Here is a 17063-nt window from a genome sequence, read left to right as displayed (position 1 = left end):
CTCCTTTCGGAGAATTGCACAGCAGTGGAGATTGTAATTGGCAACCTCCGCTACTCCCGCCCATGGAAACGCCAAGGTCGCCGACCGGATCCTGTGGACGAGCAGTTTCGCCTTCACGGTTTCCTTCGCCGCCTGGACGATCTTCGCCATCATCGGCCTTGGTATCAGGGACGAGCTCGAGCTTTCCGAATCGGAGTTCGGCCTGCTGGTCGGCATGCCGATCCTCTCCGGCTCGGTCTCGAGGATCTTCCTGGGCGTGTGGGCCGACAAGTATGGCGGCCGCAAGATCTTCGCGGCACTCATGTTCATCTCGGCAGCGGCGACCTATGCGCTGAACTGGGCGGACAGTTACCCGGAGATGCTGCTGGGGGCCCTGCTCGTCGGCCTGGTCGGCGGCACCTTCTCCGTGGGCGTGCCCTATGTGTCGCGCTTCTTCCCGCCGGAACGGCAAGGCACGGCGCTCGGCATCTTCGGTGCCGGCAATGTCGGTGCGGCCGTCACCAAGTTCCTGGCGCCCTTCTTCATGGTGGCGATGGGCTGGCAGGGTGTGGCCGACATCTGGGCGGCAGGCCTCGTCGTCAGCGCGGTGATCTTTCTGGCCCTGACCAAGGACGAGCCGCGCGACGAGGCACATGACCGGGTGGCACGCGAGCCGTTCCTCGCCCAGTTCAAGGTGCTGGGCCACGCACAGGTCTGGCGCTTCTCCCTCTATTATTTCTTCGTGTTCGGCGGCTTCGTCGCCCTGTCCCTGTGGCTGCCGCACTACCTGATCGAGGTCTACGACCTGTCGCTGTCCAAGGCCGGCATGCTGGCGGCCTTCTACTCGGTGCCGGGCAGCATCTTCCGCATCTATGGCGGATCATTGTCCGACCGCTATGGCGCCCGCACCGTGCTCTACTGGACCTTCGGCGTCGGCATCGTGTGCACCTTCATGCTGTCCTACGCGCCGACGACCTACATCATCGAGGGCATCAACGGCCCGATCACCTTCTCGACGAGCATGGGCCTGGTGCCCTTCCTGGTCATCCTGTTCGTGCTGGGCTTCTTCATGAGCCTCGGCAAGGCCGCCGTCTTCAAGCACGTGCCGGTCTACTACCCGCAGCAGGTCGGCGCCATCAGCGGCCTGGTGGGCATGATCGGCGGGCTCGGCGGCTTTCTGCTGCCGGTCGCCTTCGGGGTGCTCGAGGAACTCACGGGCGTGCGCACGTCCTGCTTCGCGCTCCTCTTCCTGATCGTCACCGCCTCGCTCATCTGGATGCATATAGCGATCCAGGGGCTGGACCGTGCGGCGGCCGAACCGGTTGCGGCGCCCGCCGTCGCCGGCGCGACCGGCCTGGTCCGATCCGCCATGGTTCAGGCCGGCGTGCCGGCCGAGAGCCATGCACCGGCGCGCGACACGGCCGACAGCCATGTCCTGACCGACTGGCGGCCCGAAGACCCGGAGTTCTGGGAGCGCATCGGCCGGCCCATCGCCCGGCGGAATCTCTGGATCTCCACCTACTGCCTGGCCCTGGCCTTCGCCGTCTGGCAGGTCTGGAGCATCGTCGTGGCGCGGTTGCCGGCGATCGGCTTCGAGTTCACGCCCAACCAGCTCTTCTGGCTGGCGGCGATCCCCGGCATCTCCGGCGCCACGCTGCGGATCTTCTATTCCTTCCTGGTGCCCATCTTCGGCGGGCGGTTGTGGACCACGATCTCGACCGCCTCATTGCTCGTGCCGGCCTTCGGCATCGGCTACGCCGTGCAGAACCCGCAGACCCCCTACCTGATCTTCCTCGCACTCGCCCTGCTCTGCGGCTTCGGCGGCGGCAACTTCGCCTCTTCGGTCGCCAACATCTCCTACTTCTTCCCGAGGAAGGAGAAGGGCGCCGCACTCGCGATCAATTCGGGCATCGGCAATCTGGGGGTCAGCTTCATGCAGCTGGCCGTCCCCATCGTCATCTCGATGAGCCTGTTCGGCTACCTGGCCGGGGCGCCGCAGACCATGGCCGACGGCGTGCCGATCTGGCTGCAGAATGCCGGCTTCTTCTGGGTGCCGCTGGTCGGCGTGGGCGTCGTGGCCGCCTGGCTCGGCATGAACGACATCGCGTCCGCCAAGGCCTCCTTCACCGAACAGGCCGTCATCTTCCGGCGCCTGGACACCTGGGTGATGTCCTGGCTCTACACCGGCACCTTCGGCACCTTCATCGGCCTGTCCGCCGCGGTCCCGCTGCTGACCAGGCTCGTCTTCCCCGAGATCGACGCGCTGCAATACGCCTTCGTCGGCCCGCTGCTGGGTGCCCTGTCGCGGGCCTTCTCCGGCGGCCTGTCCGACCGGGTCGGCGGCGAGCGCGTGACCTTCTGGGTGTTCGTCCCGATGATCGTCGCGACGCTCGTCCTGGTATGGGCGCTCGAGATCCGGAGCTTCGCGCTCTTCTACGCGATGATCCTCCTGCTCTTCCTCGCCAGCGGCATCGGCAACGCGTCCACCTTCCAGATGGTGCCGGGCATCATGGCGCGCGTCATCGACGAGCAGCAGCCCGGCCTGAGCATCGAGCAGCGCCGGCGCGAAGCGGAACGGGAGAGTGCCGCGATCACCGGCTTCATTTCGGCTATCGCCGCCTATGGGGCCTTCTACATTCCCAAGACGCTGGGCACGTCGGTCGACGTGACGGGAACCGCCAACATCGCCCTCTACGGTTTTGCCGCCTTCTTCCTCACCTGCGCGTTCGCTACCTGGTACTTCTATACCGGACCGCGCGGGCTCTTCAGGATGACGGAGCAACGCGCATGAGTCACTTCCTGGACCGCCTGACCTTCTTCCGCCAGCGCCGCGACAAGTTCTCGGATGGCTGGGGCATCGCCACCGACGAGCCACGCGCCTGGGAGGACACGTATCGGACGCGCTGGGCGTCGGACAAGATCGTCCGCTCCACCCACGGCGTGAACTGCACCGGATCCTGCTCCTGGAAGATCTACGTCAAGGGCGGCATCGTCACCTGGGAAACCCAGCAGACCGACTATCCCCGCACCCGGCCGGACCTGCCCAACCACGAGCCGCGCGGCTGCCCGCGCGGGGCGAGCTATAGCTGGTATCTCTATTCGGGCACGCGCATCAAATATCCGCTGGTGCGTTCCCGGCTGCTGCAGGCCTGGCGCGAGGCGCGCAAAACGCTGGGCGCGGTCGACGCATGGCGCAGGATCGTCTCGGACGGTGACACGCGCGCCAGCTGGGTGGCGCGGCGCGGGCGCGGCGGGTTCGTGCGGGCCTCCTGGGACGAGGTGTCCGAGATCATCGCCGCGGCGAACATCCACACGATCAAGCAATACGGGCCGGACCGCATCGTCGGCTTCTCGCCGATCCCGGCCATGTCGATGGTCTCCTATGCAGCGGGCTCGCGCTATCTCTCGCTGATCGGCGGCACGCTCTTGAGCTTCTACGACTGGTACTGCGATCTGCCGCCCTCCTCGCCGCAGACCTGGGGCGAGCAGACCGACGTTCCGGAAAGTGCCGACTGGTACAATGCCGGCTTCCTGCTCGTCTGGGGGTCCAATATTCCGCAGACCCGCTCGCCGGACGCCCATTTCTACACCGAAGCCCGCTACAAGGGCACCAAGAGCGTGGTGATCTCGCCGGACTACAGCGAGGCCTGCAAGTTCGCCGACATGTGGCTGCATCCCAAGCAGGGGACCGATGCGGCACTGGCGCTGGCCCTGGGCCATGTCGTCCTGAAGGAGTTCTATCTCGACCGGCAGGTGCCCTACTTCCAGGACTATGCCCGGCGCTACAGCGACATGCCCTTCCTGGTCAAACTGGTCGAGCAGGACGGGCGGTTGCTGCCGGGGCGCTTCCTGCGCGCGGCCGATTTCGCCGGCGCTCTAGGAGAAGAGGCCAACCCTGACTGGAAGACCGTGGCGCTGGATGAGGGCGGCGGCATCGTCTGCCCGGTGGGCTCGGTGGGCTTCCGCTGGGGCGACCCCGGCAAGTGGAACCTCGAGGAGAAGGACGGCACCGGCGCCCCGGTGAAGCTGCGCCTGACGCTGGCCGGCGTCGAGGACGAGCTGGCGGGGGTCTCCTTCCCCTGTTTCGGCGGCAACGCGCCGGGCAGCTTCGTGTCCAGCGCCCATCCGGAGGTACTTACCCGCCACGTCCCCGTGCGCCGCGTCGCGCTGAAGGACGGGGAAGCGCTGGTCGCCTCCGTCTTCGACCTGCTCTGCGCCAATTACGGCATCGACCGCGGCTTCGGCGGCGGGGACGTTGCGGCGGGCTATGACGATGACGTGCCGTTCAGCCCGGCCTGGGCCGAGCATGTCTGCGGCGTGCCGCGCCAGGCGATCCTGCAGACCGCGCGCGAGTTCGCCCTGACCGCCGAGAAGACCAATGGCCGCGCCATGGCGATCGTCGGTGCTGGCATCAACCATTGGTACCACATGGACATGACGTATCGCGGCATCATCGCGCTGCTCGTCATGTGCGGCTGCGTCGGCCAGTCGGGCGGCGGCTGGGCACATTATGTCGGCCAGGAGAAGCTTCGCCCGCAGACCGGCTGGCTGCCGCTGGCCTTCGCGACCGACTGGACGGGCGCGCCCCGCCAGATGAACGGCACCTCCTTCTTCTATGCCCATTCCGACCAGTGGCGCTACGAGACGCTCGACATCTCGGACATCCTCTCGCCGACGGCGCCGGCCGGCGACTGGTCGGGCGCCATCATCGACTACAACCTCCGCGCCATCCGCATGGGCTGGCTGCCGTCCGCCCCGCAGCTGAACACCAATCCCCTGGCATTGGCGCGCGAGATCCAGGCGCGCGGCGAGGATGCCGCCGCGGTCCTGCCCGGCATGCTGAAGTCGGGCGAGGTCAAGCTCGCCATGGCCGACCCCGACGCACCGGAGAACTGGCCGCGCAACATGTTCTTCTGGCGCTCCAACGTGCTGGGAGCCAGCGGCAAGGGACACGAATACTTCCTCAAGCACCTGGTCGGCTCCCTGCACGGCGTCGTCGGCACCGAGGAGGGCAACCGCCCGGAGGAGGTCGTCTGGCGCGAGGAGGCGCCGAAGGGCAAGCTCGACCTGATGGTGAACATCGATTTCCGCATGTCCACCACCAGTCTTTATTCCGACATCGTCCTGCCCACGGCGACCTGGTACGAGAAGCACGACCTCAACACGACCGACATGCATCCCTTCATCCACCCGCTGACGGCGGCCGTGGATCCGGTCTGGGAGTCGCGCACCGACTGGGACATCTTCCGCACCATCGCGCAGACCTTCTCGCGGCTGGCCGAGGGCGAGCTGGGCGTGGAGAAGGACATCGTCCTGGTCCCCATCCTGCACGACACGCCCACCGAAATCGCGCAGCCCTACGGGTGCCTCGACTGGGGCAGGAACGAGACCGACCCGATCCCCAACCGGACCATGCCGAACGTGGTCGTGGTCGAGCGCGACTACCCGGCGACCTATGCGCGCTTCGTCTCGGTCGGCCCCCAGCTCGAAGCGCGTGGCAACGGCTCCAAGGGGATCACCTGGGACACCAGGCACGAGGTAGCACTGCTGGGCGACCTGAACGGCCGGGTCGAGACCGGCCCGACCTCAGGCCGGCCCAAAATCGTCACCGACATCGACGCCTGCGAGATGATCCTGACGCTGGCCCCCGAGACCAACGGCGAGGTCGCGGTCAAGGCCTGGGAGGCGCTGAGCAGGGCCACCGGGCGGGAGCATGCGCACCTGGCGGTCGGCAAGGAGGACGAGAAGATCCGCTTTCGCGACGTCGCCGCCCAGCCGCGCAAGATCATCTCCTCGCCGACCTGGTCCGGCCTCGAAAGCGAGCATGTCTGCTACAATGCCGGCTACACCAACGTCCACGAGCTCATCCCGTGGCGCACCCTGACGGGGCGGCAGCAGCTCTTCCTCGACCATCGGTGGATGCTCGCCTTCGGCGAGGGCTTCGTCACCTGGCGCCCGCCCATCGACACGCGGACCGTGGCGCAGGTCGCAGGCAAGCTGCCGAACGGCCATCCGGAGATCCAGCTCAACATCCTGACGCCACACCAGAAGTGGGGCATCCATTCCACCTACACCGAAAACCTCGTCATGCTCAGCCTGAACCGCGGCGGCCCGACGATCTGGATCAACGAGACGGACGCCAGGAAGGTCGGGATCGAGGACAATGACTGGATCGAAGCCTTCAACGTGAATGGTGCGGTCACCGCGCGCGCGATCGTGTCCCAGCGCATCATGGCTGGCTCGGCCATCATGTACCATGCGCAGGAGAAGATGGTGAACACGATTGGCTCGGAGATCACCTTCCAGCGTGGCGGCGTGCACAACTCGATCACCCGCATCAACATGAAGCCGACGCACATGATCGGGGGCTACGCCCAGTTCTCCTACGGCTTCAACTATTACGGGACAGTGGGAGCCAATCGCGACGAGATCGTCATCATCCGCAAGATGAGCGAGGTCAACTGGTTCGACAAGGCAGTCGAGGACGCGGCCAGTGGCAACGCCACCGCCGACTGGGGCGGCCGCAAGGAAGCCACCACGCTCGGGGAGGCAGCAGAATGAAGGTCCGCGCCCAGATCGGCATGGTGCTCAACCTCGACAAGTGCATCGGGTGCCATACCTGCTCGATCACCTGCAAGAACGTCTGGACCAACCGCGAGGGCGTCGAATACGCCTGGTTCAACAATGTCGAATCCAAGCCCGGCATCGGCTACCCGAAGGACTGGGAGAACCAGCAGCGCTGGAAGGGCGGCTGGGTCCGCAAGGCCAATGGCAAGATCGAGCCGAAGATCGGCGCGAAGTGGCGCATCCTGTCGAAGATCTTCGCCAATCCGGACCTGCCGGAGATCGATGATTTCTACGAACCCTACACATTCGAATATGGCTGGCTGCAGCAGGCCCCGGAGCTGCAGGCGCAGCCTTCGGCCAAGCCGCGCTCGCTGATCACCGGCGAGGTCATCAGCAAGATCGAGTGGTCGGGCAACTGGGAGGACGACCTGGGCGGCGAGTTCTCGCGACGCTCGCAGGACTATAATTTCGGCGGCATCGAGAAGGAGATCTACGGCCAGTTCGAGAAGACCTTCCTGATGTACCTGCCGCGCCTGTGCGAGCACTGCCTCAATCCGAGCTGCCTGGCCTCGTGCCCGTCGGGTGCGATCTACAAGCGCGAGGAGGACGGCATCGTCCTGATCGACCAGGAGAAGTGCCGCGGCTGGCGCATGTGCGTCTCGGGCTGTCCCTACAAGAAGATCTACTACAACTGGTCGTCGGGCAAATCGGAGAAGTGCATCTTCTGCTTCCCGCGCATCGAGGCGGGGCTGCCTACGGTCTGCTCGGAGACCTGCGTGGGGCGGATCCGCTATCTGGGCGTGATGCTCTACGATGCCGACCGCATCGAGCAGGCCGCCGCCGTCGAGGACCCGAAATCCCTCTACCACTCGCAGCTCTCCATCTTCCTCGACCCCCACGATTCCGCGGTGCGCCAGCAGGCGCTGCTCGACGGGGTACCGGAGGAATGGCTGGACGCGGCCCGGCTGTCGCCCGTCTACAAGATGGCGGTGGACTGGAAGGTGGCGTTCCCGCTCCACCCGGAATACCGCACCCTGCCGATGGTCTGGTACGTCCCGCCACTCTCGCCGATCCAGTCGGCGGCCGAGGCCGGCAAGATGTCGGCCAGGAACGGGATGCCGGACGTGGAGAGCCTCCGCATCCCCATGCGCTATCTCGCCAACATGCTGACCGCAGGCGACGAGGCGCCGATCGTTTCCGCCCTCCGGCGGATGCTCGCCATGCGCGCCTACATGCGCGCCAAGACCGTGGATGGACGCATCGACGAGGTGATCGCCGCCGAGGTCGGGCTGACCGCGTGCCAGATCGAGGAGATGTACCGCTACATGGCGCTGGCGGCCTACGAGGACCGCTACGTCATCCCCACCACCCATCGCGAGGTCGACGAGAACGCCTACAACCTGCGCGGCTCGGCCGGCTTCACCTTCGACGAGCCGACCAACGGGGCAACCAAGGCGAACCTGTTCGGCGGCACGAAGCGCACGCCGCGCAAGCCCTACATGGACGTGCCGCTATGAAGTACACGCTGCGGGCACTGTCGGCGCTGATCACCTATCCCAATGAAGACATCCAGGAGCATATCGGCGCCATCCGGGAAGCACTGCACCGCGAGGCGGAGCTGCCGCGCGATGCGCTGGCCCGGCTGGAGCCGCTGCTCGGCACCTTCATGACGGAAGACCTGTTCGACCTGCAGGCGCGCTACTGCGAGCTCTTCGACGGCTCGCGCTCCCTTTCCCTGCATCTCTTCGAGCATGTCCACGGCGACGGGCGCTCGCGCGGCAAGGCCATGACCGATCTGGGCGAGGCCTATCTCGCGCGCGGCTTCATGATGCAGCAGGCCGAGCTTCCCGACTTCCTGCCGATGTTCCTGGAGTTTCTGTCCGTCCTGCCAAAGGACGAGGCACGCGACTGGCTCTCCCAGCCGGCCCACGTGCTGGCGGCGCTGGAAGAGCGGCTGAACGGGCGCGCCAGCGCCTATGCGGCCGTGTTCCACTGCCTGTTGCGGCTGTCGAAGCGCGCCCCTTCGGCCGAGGAGGTGCAGAGCCTCGCCGACTATCAGGATCCGACCACCCCGGACGAGATCGACAGAGTATGGGAGGAGGCGCCGGTCAACTTCAACGCACCGATCGAGGAAGCGACCCAGCCATCCAGGCTGGTGACCCGCCTGCGTGCCGCCAAGCGGGACGCGGCGGCCCAGGCAAGGGGAGGACGACATGCGTGAGTTCGTCAACTATCTCCTGTTCGGCTGGTACCCCTATCTCGCTGTCACGGTCATGTTCTTCGGCAGCATCCTGCGCTTCGACCGGGCGCAATACTCCTGGCGCTCGGAATCATCCCAGTTCCTGCGCCGAAGGCAGATGCTCATCGGCTCGAACCTCTTCCACCTGGGCATCCTCGTCATCCTGGTCGGCCATTTCGTGGGCCTGCTCACGCCGATCGCGATCTTTGAAACGTTCGGCATCAGCCATACGGCCAAGCAGGTCATGGCCATCACCGTGGGCGGCATCGCCGGCATCGCGGCGCTGATCGGCTGCTCGCTCCTGTTGCACCGCCGACTGTTCGACCCGCGCATCCGGCGCAATTCCTCGATCGGCGACATCCTCGTCCTGTCCCTGATCTGGCTGCAGCTCGCCGTCGGCATCGCCTCGTTCTACTGGACCTTCCAGGCACTCGACGGGCGCGAGATGGTCCGCTTCATGGGCTGGGCGCAGGGCCTGCTCACCTTCCGGCCCGACGCCGCCGGGCTCTTGCAGGAAACCGCACTCGTCTACCGGTTCCATATCGTGATCGGCCTGACGATCTTCCTGATCACGCCCTTCACCCGGCTGGTGCACGTCTTCAGCGCGCCGGTCTGGTACCTGTTTCGACCGGGATACCAGATCGTGCGCGCGCGCGGCGGCCGCCACGCGGTCCGCAACACGGCCGCCGGCGCCACGAGCGGCGCCGCCTCGATCGCCCGCGCGCACGCGGAAAGCGCCCAATGACCACCACCCTGATCATCGACCACCGGCACAAGGCGCGGCACCAGCCGCAGATGCCCAGCGCCTGCGGCAGCGGGTGCGGGTGCGCCTCCGCGAAGCCCGTCGTCCAGCCGCCGAGCCATGGCAGAGTCGCCGTCAACGGCGTGGAGATCGACGGCGAGGCGATCGCCCGCGAGATCCAGCATCACCCCGCCGCGGATGGCGACGCGGCCTGGCAGGCCGCGGCACGGGCGCTCGTCGTCCGCGAGCTGCTGCTCCAGACCGCCCAGCGGGCGGGCCTCGACGCCCGGCCGGAACGGGACAGCGCCGGTGCCCTGGAAACCGCCGAAGAAGCGCTGTTCCGCACCCTGCTCGACCAGGCGCTCGACCCGCCGAAACCGGGCGAGGCGGAATGCCGGCGCTACTATGAGGCGAACCTCCACCGCTTCCGCACCCCGGACCTGATCGAGGCCTCGCACATCCTGTTCGAGCCGTCTTCCGATGATGCGGAAGGCTGGCGAAGCGCGGAGCTGGAAGCGCGCGCCATCGCGGCGGAACTCGGCGACGACCCGGCCGATTTTGGCGCCGCCGCGCGGGAATTCTCGGCCTGCCCGACCGCGCAGCAGGACGGCTCGCTCGGCCAGCTGCGCCGCGGCGAGCTCGTGGCGGAGGTCCAGGCGGCACTCGACACCCTGGCCGAGGGCACTACCGCGCGCACCCCGGTCCGCTCGCGCTTCGGCTGGCATGTGCTGCGGCACCAGCGCACCATCCCGGGCAGGGTGCTGCCCTTCGAGATGGTCGCCGGCAAGATCGCGGACCTGCTGGAGGCACGCGCCTGGACGACGAGCGCGGCCAGCTATGTGCTGCAGCTGGCAGGGCAGGCCGAGATCGAAGGGGTCGTCATCGATGCGGCTGCCATGGAGAAGCTCGCATGACCATGCTGGAGGCCGCCTGTGATGGCGGGAATGGTTCGAGCCCTGAGCTGGTCGGCCGCGCACTGACCGGGGCTCCGGCGGGAGTGATGACATGACCAACCGGCGCGCGCCCGAGGATGCCCCGCTCAACGCGGCAATGCGCGCCCGGATCGACCGCTCGCACGACACGAGCCGGACTCCGGCACCGCTCGAAACCGTCTCCATCCGCAAGCCGCACGGCGGCTTCTGGGTCTGGATCTGCGTGGCCGTGTTCGTCGTCTGCGTCCTGGCCACCCTGGTCCTGATCTTCGGCTAGGACCCGTCAGCTCTCGAGCCGATCGAGAGGCAGCCCGACAGCGTGGGGCAGTTCGTGCACCTGGCCTGATGCCAGGCTGAACGCAATGGCGCGAGCGGAGCCATCCGCGATCACGCAGGCTGGCGGATCCGGTCTCCACAGGAGCGGCGGCCAGCAGGCCGCCGAGGACGGATGAAGGTCTGCGCCGCCACCAACGACGGACGGTCCCTGAAGCCCTCCTTGACTTTTTGTATGGCGCCTGACATTTTCGTCAGGTGACTAACAAACCTGATGACATCCATTGCGGGTCTGTCGGTGCCTGGGCGAAGCGGTGCTACCTGGCTGGTCGCGCTGCGATGGAGGCGATGCTCCGCCCCTACGATCTCGGTGCCACACAATGGTACGTTCTCTACCATCTGGCACATGACGGACCGACCATGCAGCGCGATCTGGTGAGAATCCTCCAGGTCGAGCGGGCGACGTTGAGCGCGATCATCGGCGTGCTCGTCCGCAAGGGGCTCGTGGAGCAGGTGCCGGACAGCGTCGACCAGCGGCAAAAGCTGCTCCGGATGAGTGCGGCCGGCAGCAGGCTCTGGGGCGAGCTGCCCGATCTGGCAGTCATCCATAGCATCGCGTTCGACGGCATGGACCACGCCGCCGTCACCGCAGCGGTCGAGGTTCTCAGGACCGCTACCGAGCGACTCGAGAAGCTCACCCAAAGGAAGTGACGCATGGCAGTCCTGATGACTGGTGTGACCGGACTGGTAGGGAGCCGCCTCCTGCCTCGTCTGGTCGCGGCGGGCGTGGATTGTCGCGCCCTGGTGCGCGGAGGAAAGGACGTTCCCGCGGGCGTGACGTCGGTCGAGGGCGACCTTCTCGATCGTGCGACGCTTGGGCAGGCGGTCGAGGGCGTCTCGGACATCATCCATCTTGCGGCGGTTTTCCGCACCCAGGACACCGACCTGATCTGGAAGAGCAATCTGGAAGGGACGCGAAATCTCATTGCTGCGGTGAAGGACCACGCGCCCGAGGCACGCTTCATCCTCGCGAGCACCAGCAACGTCTACGACGCGGACAGCGCCCATCCCGGGCGCGAGGACGATGCGGTCGATCCCAAGCACGCCTATCCCGCAAGCAAGGTCGCGGCCGAGAAGGCATTGCGCGACAGCGGTCTCAACTGGACGGTCCTGAGGTTTCCCTTCGTCTACGGCGATCGGGACGGCCATCTGGAAGAGCTGCCCAGGCATGCGGTCGCGGGCAAGTGGCACCCGGCGAAGCGGATCAGCACGATCCATCATCGCGACATCGCTACGGCCATCAGACTGGCCTTGGACGGAGTGTTCGACGGCCGCATCGTCAATGTTTCCGATGAGGCGCCGAGTTCGATCTATGAGCTCGCGGCATTGGTCGGCGAACAGCTGGAGTCGTCCGCCGAGCCGCTGGAAGCCCCCTGGCATCTCCATGTGGACGCCTCTCTGGCGCGCAGCCTCGGCTTTCGACCCGACGTAAGGACGGTTTACCAGGCCGTTCAGGACGAGCTGATGTAATCCGCCGGCAGCAGCGCAATCAGCGAATGCGATACTGGTCGCTGCGCTGGCGCCAGATCGTGCCCAGGATCGCCCGGCGCGGAATCGAGAGCAGCGAGAAGCTCGGCCGGCACCGATGGATCTTCGAGCGGACCCTGCCTGGTTCAGCCGGTTCTGGCGCCTCACCATCCGCTACGAGCGCCGCCTGGACATCCTCACCGGCTTCCACCTGCTCGCCACCAGCCTGGTTTGCTTCGAGTTCGTAGCGAGGTGGTCTTGCTGAGCACCTTAAGCCGCCCACTGCCAGTATCCGCATCAGTTCCGGCTCCTGGCATGTGGCAGCGTACCGATGATTGTCCGCCTCCCACTATACGCCGTTGCTCTCCCTGCGCATGTCTTCCTCCTACGCCATCTGGCCTGCGGAGAACCGCAGGCATGGCACCAGGAGCCACGGCAAGTGGCGCTTGCTACCCGATGCCGCGAATTAGTTAGGATTTTCAGCCTATTCAAGCTATCGTGCCCGATCCTGCGACCGGACGTCTGGATGATCGCCATGTCGGGACCCGAGAAAGGCTTTCTGCACAAACGAACCCGAGAAACCGGGCAATTTCAATCGCTCGCCCATGCGGACCGGAGCGGGCACCATGTTGCGGCCCATGATCCGCCCGAGCGAATCTGCACCATCGAACCCGAGCCACGCCCGTTTTCCTTTCCCGAGACGACCGGGCTCGCGCGCAGCTTCGGCATCCATTTTTACCAAACGAACCCGAGCCGGTCGGCCATGCCAGGCAGGCCCGGCATCGATTCGTTTGAACATCTCCTGCACATCTGTTCCAGACGCTCGCGTTCACCCATGCGGCGCGCTACAAGCGCGCAGACAGTCAGGGGAGCCTCTAGCGTGGACGAGGATCTGGAAGCCCTGCGGCGCTTCTCCGCCGTGATCGGGGCGGACCCGGCAGTGGTGCAGGCGGCCGGCGGCAACACCTCGGTCAAGATCGACGACACGCTCTGGGTGAAGGCGTCCGGCCTGCAGCTCAAGGACGCGCTCGCCGAAAACGTGTTCGTGCCGCTGCGCCTGTCCGGCGTGCGCCGGCGGATCGAGGCGGGCGAGGACGAGCCGGCCAAGCCGGAGGTTCTGGAAGGCAGGCTCCGCCCGTCGATCGAGACCAGCCTCCATGCGCTGCTGCCGCACCGGTTCGTGAGCCACACCCATTCGGTGGCCGGGATCGCGTTCGCCGCGGCGAAGGACGGCCAGGAGCGGATCGCCGCCCGGCTCGAGGGGCTGGACTGGCACTGGATCCCCTACGTGATGCCGGGTGTGCCGCTCACCCGGGCGGTGGCCAAGGCCATGGCCGAGCGCCCGGCCGATGTGCTGGTGCTGAAGAACCATGGTCTCGTCTATGGTGCGGACAGTGCGGAGGCGCTGGAGGAGCTGCATCGCGAGCTGGAGGCACGGGTCGCCCTGCCGGTGGCAGCCTCGGACGAGCCCGACCTGCCGCAGCTGCAGCGGGTGCTGGCCGCCTCGCCCGGCTGGCGCCTGCCGGTCCACGCCAAGGTCCACGAGGTGGCGCTCGACCCGCGCCGGATCGCCCTCGCCACGGGCGGGGTCGGCTGGCCGGACCATGCCATCTTCCTGGCCGACCGGATCGCGCAGCTGCCGACCACCGCCGAGGCGGTCCCGGAGGGCGAGACGGCGAAGCTGGCCCTGGTCGAGGGCGTGGGCGCCCTGGTCCGGGCCGATCTCGGACCTTCCGGCGACGAGCTGGCCCTGTGCCTGGCCCTGGTCCTGGAACGCTTTCCGGCCGATGCCGAGATGGTCTATCTGCCTCCCGAGGAGGTGGCGGCACTGATGGGCTGGGAGGCCGAGGCCTACCGCCAGAAGCTCGCCCGGGAGCGGGCTGCCGGCGCCTGATCTCACGTGCCGCTCGCGGGGAATTGCTTGGGTGTGGCTTTCGCGCCAAACCCCTGTTCCTATGATCCGGCGCGACGCCAGGACCATGGAGACCCACGTTGATCGGTACGGCCGAGGGCAAGACAGCGAGGACAGGACGCGGCCGCGACCTGACCAGGAAGATCGCCGACACCGGCCATGTCCTGGGCAAGGTCTGGGCGCTGGCCAAGCCCTACTTCCTCAAGTCCGAGGAACGGTTCCTGGCCCTGGGCCTGCTCGGCGTGATCATCGCCATGGGGTTCTTCCTCGTCTGGATGAGCAAGAACCTCAACAGCTGGAACCGTGACTTCTATACGGCCCTGCAGGAGAAGGACGCGGCCACGTTCTGGCGGCTGCTGCTGTCCTTCGACAGCCTGGAGGCCCTGTTCTTCTCCTGGGTCGGCCTGGTCGTCGTCTATCTGGTGATCGCGGTCTACCGGTTCTGGCTCACCCAGTTCCTGACCATCCGCTGGCGGCGCTGGCTGACCGATGTCTATTTCAGCGACTGGCTGCGCGACCGCACCTACTACCGGATGGAGCTGACCCATACCGGGACCGACAACCCTGAGCAGCGCATCGAGCAGGACGTGGCCTCCTTCACCCAGAGCACGCTCAGCCTGGGGCTCGGCCTGATCATGGAGGTGGCGACGCTGATCACCTTCACGGTCGTGCTCTGGAACCTGTCCGGCTCCATCACCCTGCCCATCATGGGCGGCATCGAGGTGCCGGCCTACATGTTCTGGACGGCGATCGTCTATGCGGTGCTGGGCTCCTGGCTGACCTACCGGATCGGCCGGCCGCTGGTCAGGGTCAATTTCGAGCTGGAGCGCTACAACGCCGACTTCCGCTACCGCATGGTGCGCACCCGCGAGAACGCCGAGAGCATCGCCCTCTATGGCGGCGAGCCCCAGGAGCGCGACCGGCTGCGCCAGGCGTTCAGGCGGATCTACGACACCTACTGGCAGTACATGACCTACTACAAGCGGCTGACCTGGCTGACCGTCTTCTATGCCCAGGTCGCCAGCATCTTCCCGGTGGTCATGCAGGCGCCACGCTACTTCTCGGGCCAGATCCCGTTCGGCGCGCTCACCCAGACCGCGGGCGCGTTCGCCCAGGTCCAGAGCAGCCTGTCCTGGTTCGTCGACAACTTCACGATTCTGGCGGACTGGAAGGCGGTGGTCGACCGGCTGACCACCTTCAGCGAGGCGATGATCGAGGCACGCCGGCAGCAGCGCGAGGAAGCCGGGATCGAGGTGGCGTCGCACCCGGGCAGGGAACTGGCGATCCGGCAGGTGAACGTCCACCTGCCCAACGGCACGCCGCTCCTGCGCGACATCGACCTGACGATCGAGCCGGGCGACCGGCTGGTGCTCCAGGGCCCGTCCGGCAGCGGCAAGACCACCCTGTTCCGGGTGTTGGCCGGGCTGTGGCCGTTCGGCTCCGGCAGCGTCCTGACGCCAACGGACAGCCATGTGCTGTTCGTCCCGCAGAAGCCCTACATGCCGATCGGCACGCTGCGCGAGGCGCTGGTCTATCCCCGCACGCCCGGCGCCGATGATGACGAGGTGCTGCGTACGGCGCTGGCCGCCTGCCGCCTGGAGCATCTGGTCACCCGGCTGGACGATGTCGCCAACTGGGCGATGAGCCTGTCGCCGGGCGAGCAGCAGCGCCTGGCATTCGCCCGGGCGCTCCTGCTCCGGCCGGACTGGCTGTTCCTCGACGAGGCGACCTCGGCGCTGGATGAAGCCACCGAGGCGGCCATGTACCGCCTGGTGGTCGAGCGCCTGCCAGAGGCGACGATCGTGTCGATCGCGCACCGGCCCTCGGTCACGGGCTTCCATCGTGGCCGTCTGGTGATCGACAAGGAGACCGGCACGGTCACCCGGAAGCCGCTCGCACCATCTCAGGGAGGAAGCGCATGAAGAAGTTCATGAACGACGTCGACGACATCCTGAACGAGAGCCTGCGCGGCTTCGCCCTGGCCCATGCGGACCTGGTCGAGGTCACGTTCGAGCCGACCTTCGTGCGGCGCAAGGATGCGCCGCGGCCGGGCAAGGTGGCGCTGCTCTCGGGCGGCGGGTCCGGTCACGAGCCGCTCCATGCCGGCTTCGTCGGCCACGGCATGCTGGATGCCGCCTGCCCCGGCCACGTCTTCACCTCGCCCACGCCCGACCAGATGGTGGCGGCCGCGGCGGCGGTCGACGGCGGTGCCGGCTGGCTCTGGATCGTGAAGAACTACTCCGGCGACGTCATGAACTTCGAGATGGCCGCGGAGATGCTGGAGGGGGAGAGCGCCACCGTGCTGGTGGCCGACGACGTCGCGGTCGAGAACTCGAGCTTCACCGTCGGCCGGCGCGGCGTTGCGGGCACCATGATCGTCGAGCGGATCACCGGTGCCGCGGCCGAGACCGGCGCCGACCTCGCCGCGCTGAAGGCACTGGGCGACGACGTCGCCGCCCGCACCGCGTCCATGGGCGTGGCATTCAGCTCCTGCATCGTGCCGGCAGCCGGTACACCGACCTTCACCCTCGGCGAGGACGAGATGGAGATGGGTGTCGGCATCCATGGCGAGCCCGGCCGGCGGCGGGAGAAGCTGGCGCGTGCCGATGCGATCGCCGGGGAGATGGTGACCGCGATCCTGCAGGACCTGGCACCGAAGCCGGGCCAGCCCGTGCTGCTCCACGTCAACGGCTTCGGCGGCACGCCCTTGATGGAGCTCTACCTGATGTTCGAGCAGGCCAGCCGGCAGCTCGACGCCAAGGGGGTGAAGGTCGCGCGATCCCTGGTCGGCAACTACACGACCTCGCTCGAGATGGCGGGCTGCTCGCTCACGGTCACCGCCCTCGATGACCGGCTGACCGGGCTATGGGATGCGCCGGTGCACACCCCCGC

13 protein-coding genes and 2 pseudogenes are annotated in these 17063 nt (G+C 67.0%); 13 read left to right on the top strand and 2 right to left on the bottom strand.

Features of this window, described 5'->3' with window-relative positions; translation table 11 throughout:
- Positions 1 to 37: 37 nt before the first annotated feature.
- The 7 genes from VNS22_RS16675 to VNS22_RS16645 all read left to right on the top strand — a co-directional run bounded on the left by VNS22_RS16675 (position 38) and on the right by VNS22_RS16645 (position 10736).
- A complete protein-coding gene (locus tag VNS22_RS16675; RefSeq protein WP_325734365.1) occupies positions 38 to 2770 on the top strand; it encodes an MFS transporter in 2733 nt (910 codons plus the stop codon).
- Positions 2767 to 6540, top strand: coding sequence for a nitrate reductase subunit alpha (locus VNS22_RS16670; protein WP_325734363.1), 3774 nt, complete (start codon positions 2767 to 2769; stop codon positions 6538 to 6540). The genes VNS22_RS16675 and VNS22_RS16670 overlap by 4 nt, the downstream gene beginning before the upstream one ends.
- The gene (gene narH / locus VNS22_RS16665) at positions 6537 to 8063 is read left to right on the top strand and encodes a nitrate reductase subunit beta (RefSeq protein WP_325734361.1); all 1527 of its coding nucleotides are present in this window, start codon (positions 6537 to 6539) and stop codon (positions 8061 to 8063) included. Before VNS22_RS16670 ends, narH begins: the two co-directional genes overlap by 4 nt.
- A complete protein-coding gene (gene narJ, locus VNS22_RS16660; protein WP_325734359.1) occupies positions 8060 to 8767 on the top strand; it encodes a nitrate reductase molybdenum cofactor assembly chaperone in 708 nt (235 codons plus the stop codon). The genes narH and narJ overlap by 4 nt, the downstream gene beginning before the upstream one ends.
- Positions 8760 to 9530 carry a respiratory nitrate reductase subunit gamma gene (narI, locus tag VNS22_RS16655; protein ID WP_325734357.1) on the top strand — a complete coding sequence of 257 codons (771 nt, stop codon included), beginning with the start codon at positions 8760 to 8762 and terminating at the stop codon, positions 9528 to 9530. Before narJ ends, narI begins: the two co-directional genes overlap by 8 nt.
- Entirely contained in the window at positions 9527 to 10441 is a 915-nt protein-coding gene (locus VNS22_RS16650) for a peptidylprolyl isomerase (protein ID WP_325734355.1), read from the top strand. The genes narI and VNS22_RS16650 overlap by 4 nt, the downstream gene beginning before the upstream one ends.
- Before the next feature lie 91 nt (positions 10442 to 10532).
- On the top strand, positions 10533 to 10736 hold the full coding sequence (locus VNS22_RS16645; RefSeq protein ID WP_325734353.1) for a hypothetical protein: 204 nt from the start codon (positions 10533 to 10535) through the stop codon (positions 10734 to 10736).
- Positions 10737 to 10751: 15 nt separating this feature from the next.
- Here VNS22_RS16645 and VNS22_RS16640 read toward each other — a convergent pair.
- Positions 10752 to 10856: pseudogene (locus VNS22_RS16640) on the bottom strand (IS5/IS1182 family transposase); the annotation flags it as partial.
- Between the two features lie 134 nt (positions 10857 to 10990).
- Here VNS22_RS16640 and VNS22_RS16635 point away from each other — a divergent pair.
- The 3 genes and pseudogenes from VNS22_RS16635 to VNS22_RS16625 form a co-directional block, all read left to right on the top strand.
- Entirely contained in the window at positions 10991 to 11443 is a 453-nt protein-coding gene (locus VNS22_RS16635; protein WP_349261817.1) for a MarR family winged helix-turn-helix transcriptional regulator, read from the top strand.
- Between the two features lie 3 nt (positions 11444 to 11446).
- Positions 11447 to 12262, top strand: coding sequence for an NAD(P)-dependent oxidoreductase (locus VNS22_RS16630; protein WP_325734349.1), 816 nt, complete (start codon positions 11447 to 11449; stop codon positions 12260 to 12262).
- A gap of 38 nt (positions 12263 to 12300) precedes the next feature.
- Positions 12301 to 12524 (top strand): annotated as a pseudogene (locus tag VNS22_RS16625) (IS5/IS1182 family transposase); the annotation flags it as partial.
- Positions 12525 to 12752: 228 nt separating this feature from the next.
- Here VNS22_RS16625 and VNS22_RS16620 read toward each other — a convergent pair.
- A complete protein-coding gene (locus VNS22_RS16620; protein ID WP_325734347.1) occupies positions 12753 to 13067 on the bottom strand; it encodes a hypothetical protein in 315 nt (104 codons plus the stop codon).
- A 72-nt stretch (positions 13068 to 13139) separates the two neighbouring features.
- Here VNS22_RS16620 and VNS22_RS16615 point away from each other — a divergent pair, with 72 nt between their 5' ends.
- The 3 genes from VNS22_RS16615 to dhaK all read left to right on the top strand — a co-directional run.
- Complete coding sequence (locus VNS22_RS16615; protein ID WP_325734345.1) at positions 13140 to 14153, top strand: class II aldolase/adducin family protein; 1014 nt, start codon at positions 13140 to 13142, stop codon at positions 14151 to 14153.
- Positions 14154 to 14251: 98 nt separating this feature from the next.
- Entirely contained in the window at positions 14252 to 16093 is a 1842-nt protein-coding gene (locus tag VNS22_RS16610; protein WP_325734343.1) for an ABC transporter ATP-binding protein/permease, read from the top strand.
- The coding region (gene dhaK, locus VNS22_RS16605) for a dihydroxyacetone kinase subunit DhaK (protein ID WP_325734341.1) at positions 16090 to 17063 on the top strand (974 nt) is incomplete at its 3' end. The genes VNS22_RS16610 and dhaK, both read left to right, overlap by 4 nt.

It is taken from the genome of Geminicoccus sp. (genome assembly GCF_035556675.1).
Lineage (GTDB): Bacteria > Pseudomonadota > Alphaproteobacteria > Geminicoccales > Geminicoccaceae > Geminicoccus.
This window is presented reverse-complemented; position numbering and strand designations above follow the sequence as displayed.

Bases quoted from the DNA above. Each gene is read 5' to 3' on its own strand.
- VNS22_RS16670 (WP_325734363.1), top strand. From the start codon at position 2,767: ATGAGTCACTTCCTGGACCGCCTGACCTTCTTCCGCCAGCGCCGCGAC.
- narH (WP_325734361.1), top strand. From the start codon at position 6,537: ATGAAGGTCCGCGCCCAGATCGGCATGGTGCTCAACCTCGACAAGTGC.
- narJ (WP_325734359.1), top strand. From the start codon at position 8,060: ATGAAGTACACGCTGCGGGCACTGTCGGCGCTGATCACCTATCCCAAT.
- narI (WP_325734357.1), top strand. From the start codon at position 8,760: ATGCGTGAGTTCGTCAACTATCTCCTGTTCGGCTGGTACCCCTATCTC.
- VNS22_RS16650 (WP_325734355.1), top strand. From the start codon at position 9,527: ATGACCACCACCCTGATCATCGACCACCGGCACAAGGCGCGGCACCAG.
- VNS22_RS16645 (WP_325734353.1), top strand. From the start codon at position 10,533: ATGACCAACCGGCGCGCGCCCGAGGATGCCCCGCTCAACGCGGCAATG.
- VNS22_RS16630 (WP_325734349.1), top strand. From the start codon at position 11,447: ATGGCAGTCCTGATGACTGGTGTGACCGGACTGGTAGGGAGCCGCCTC.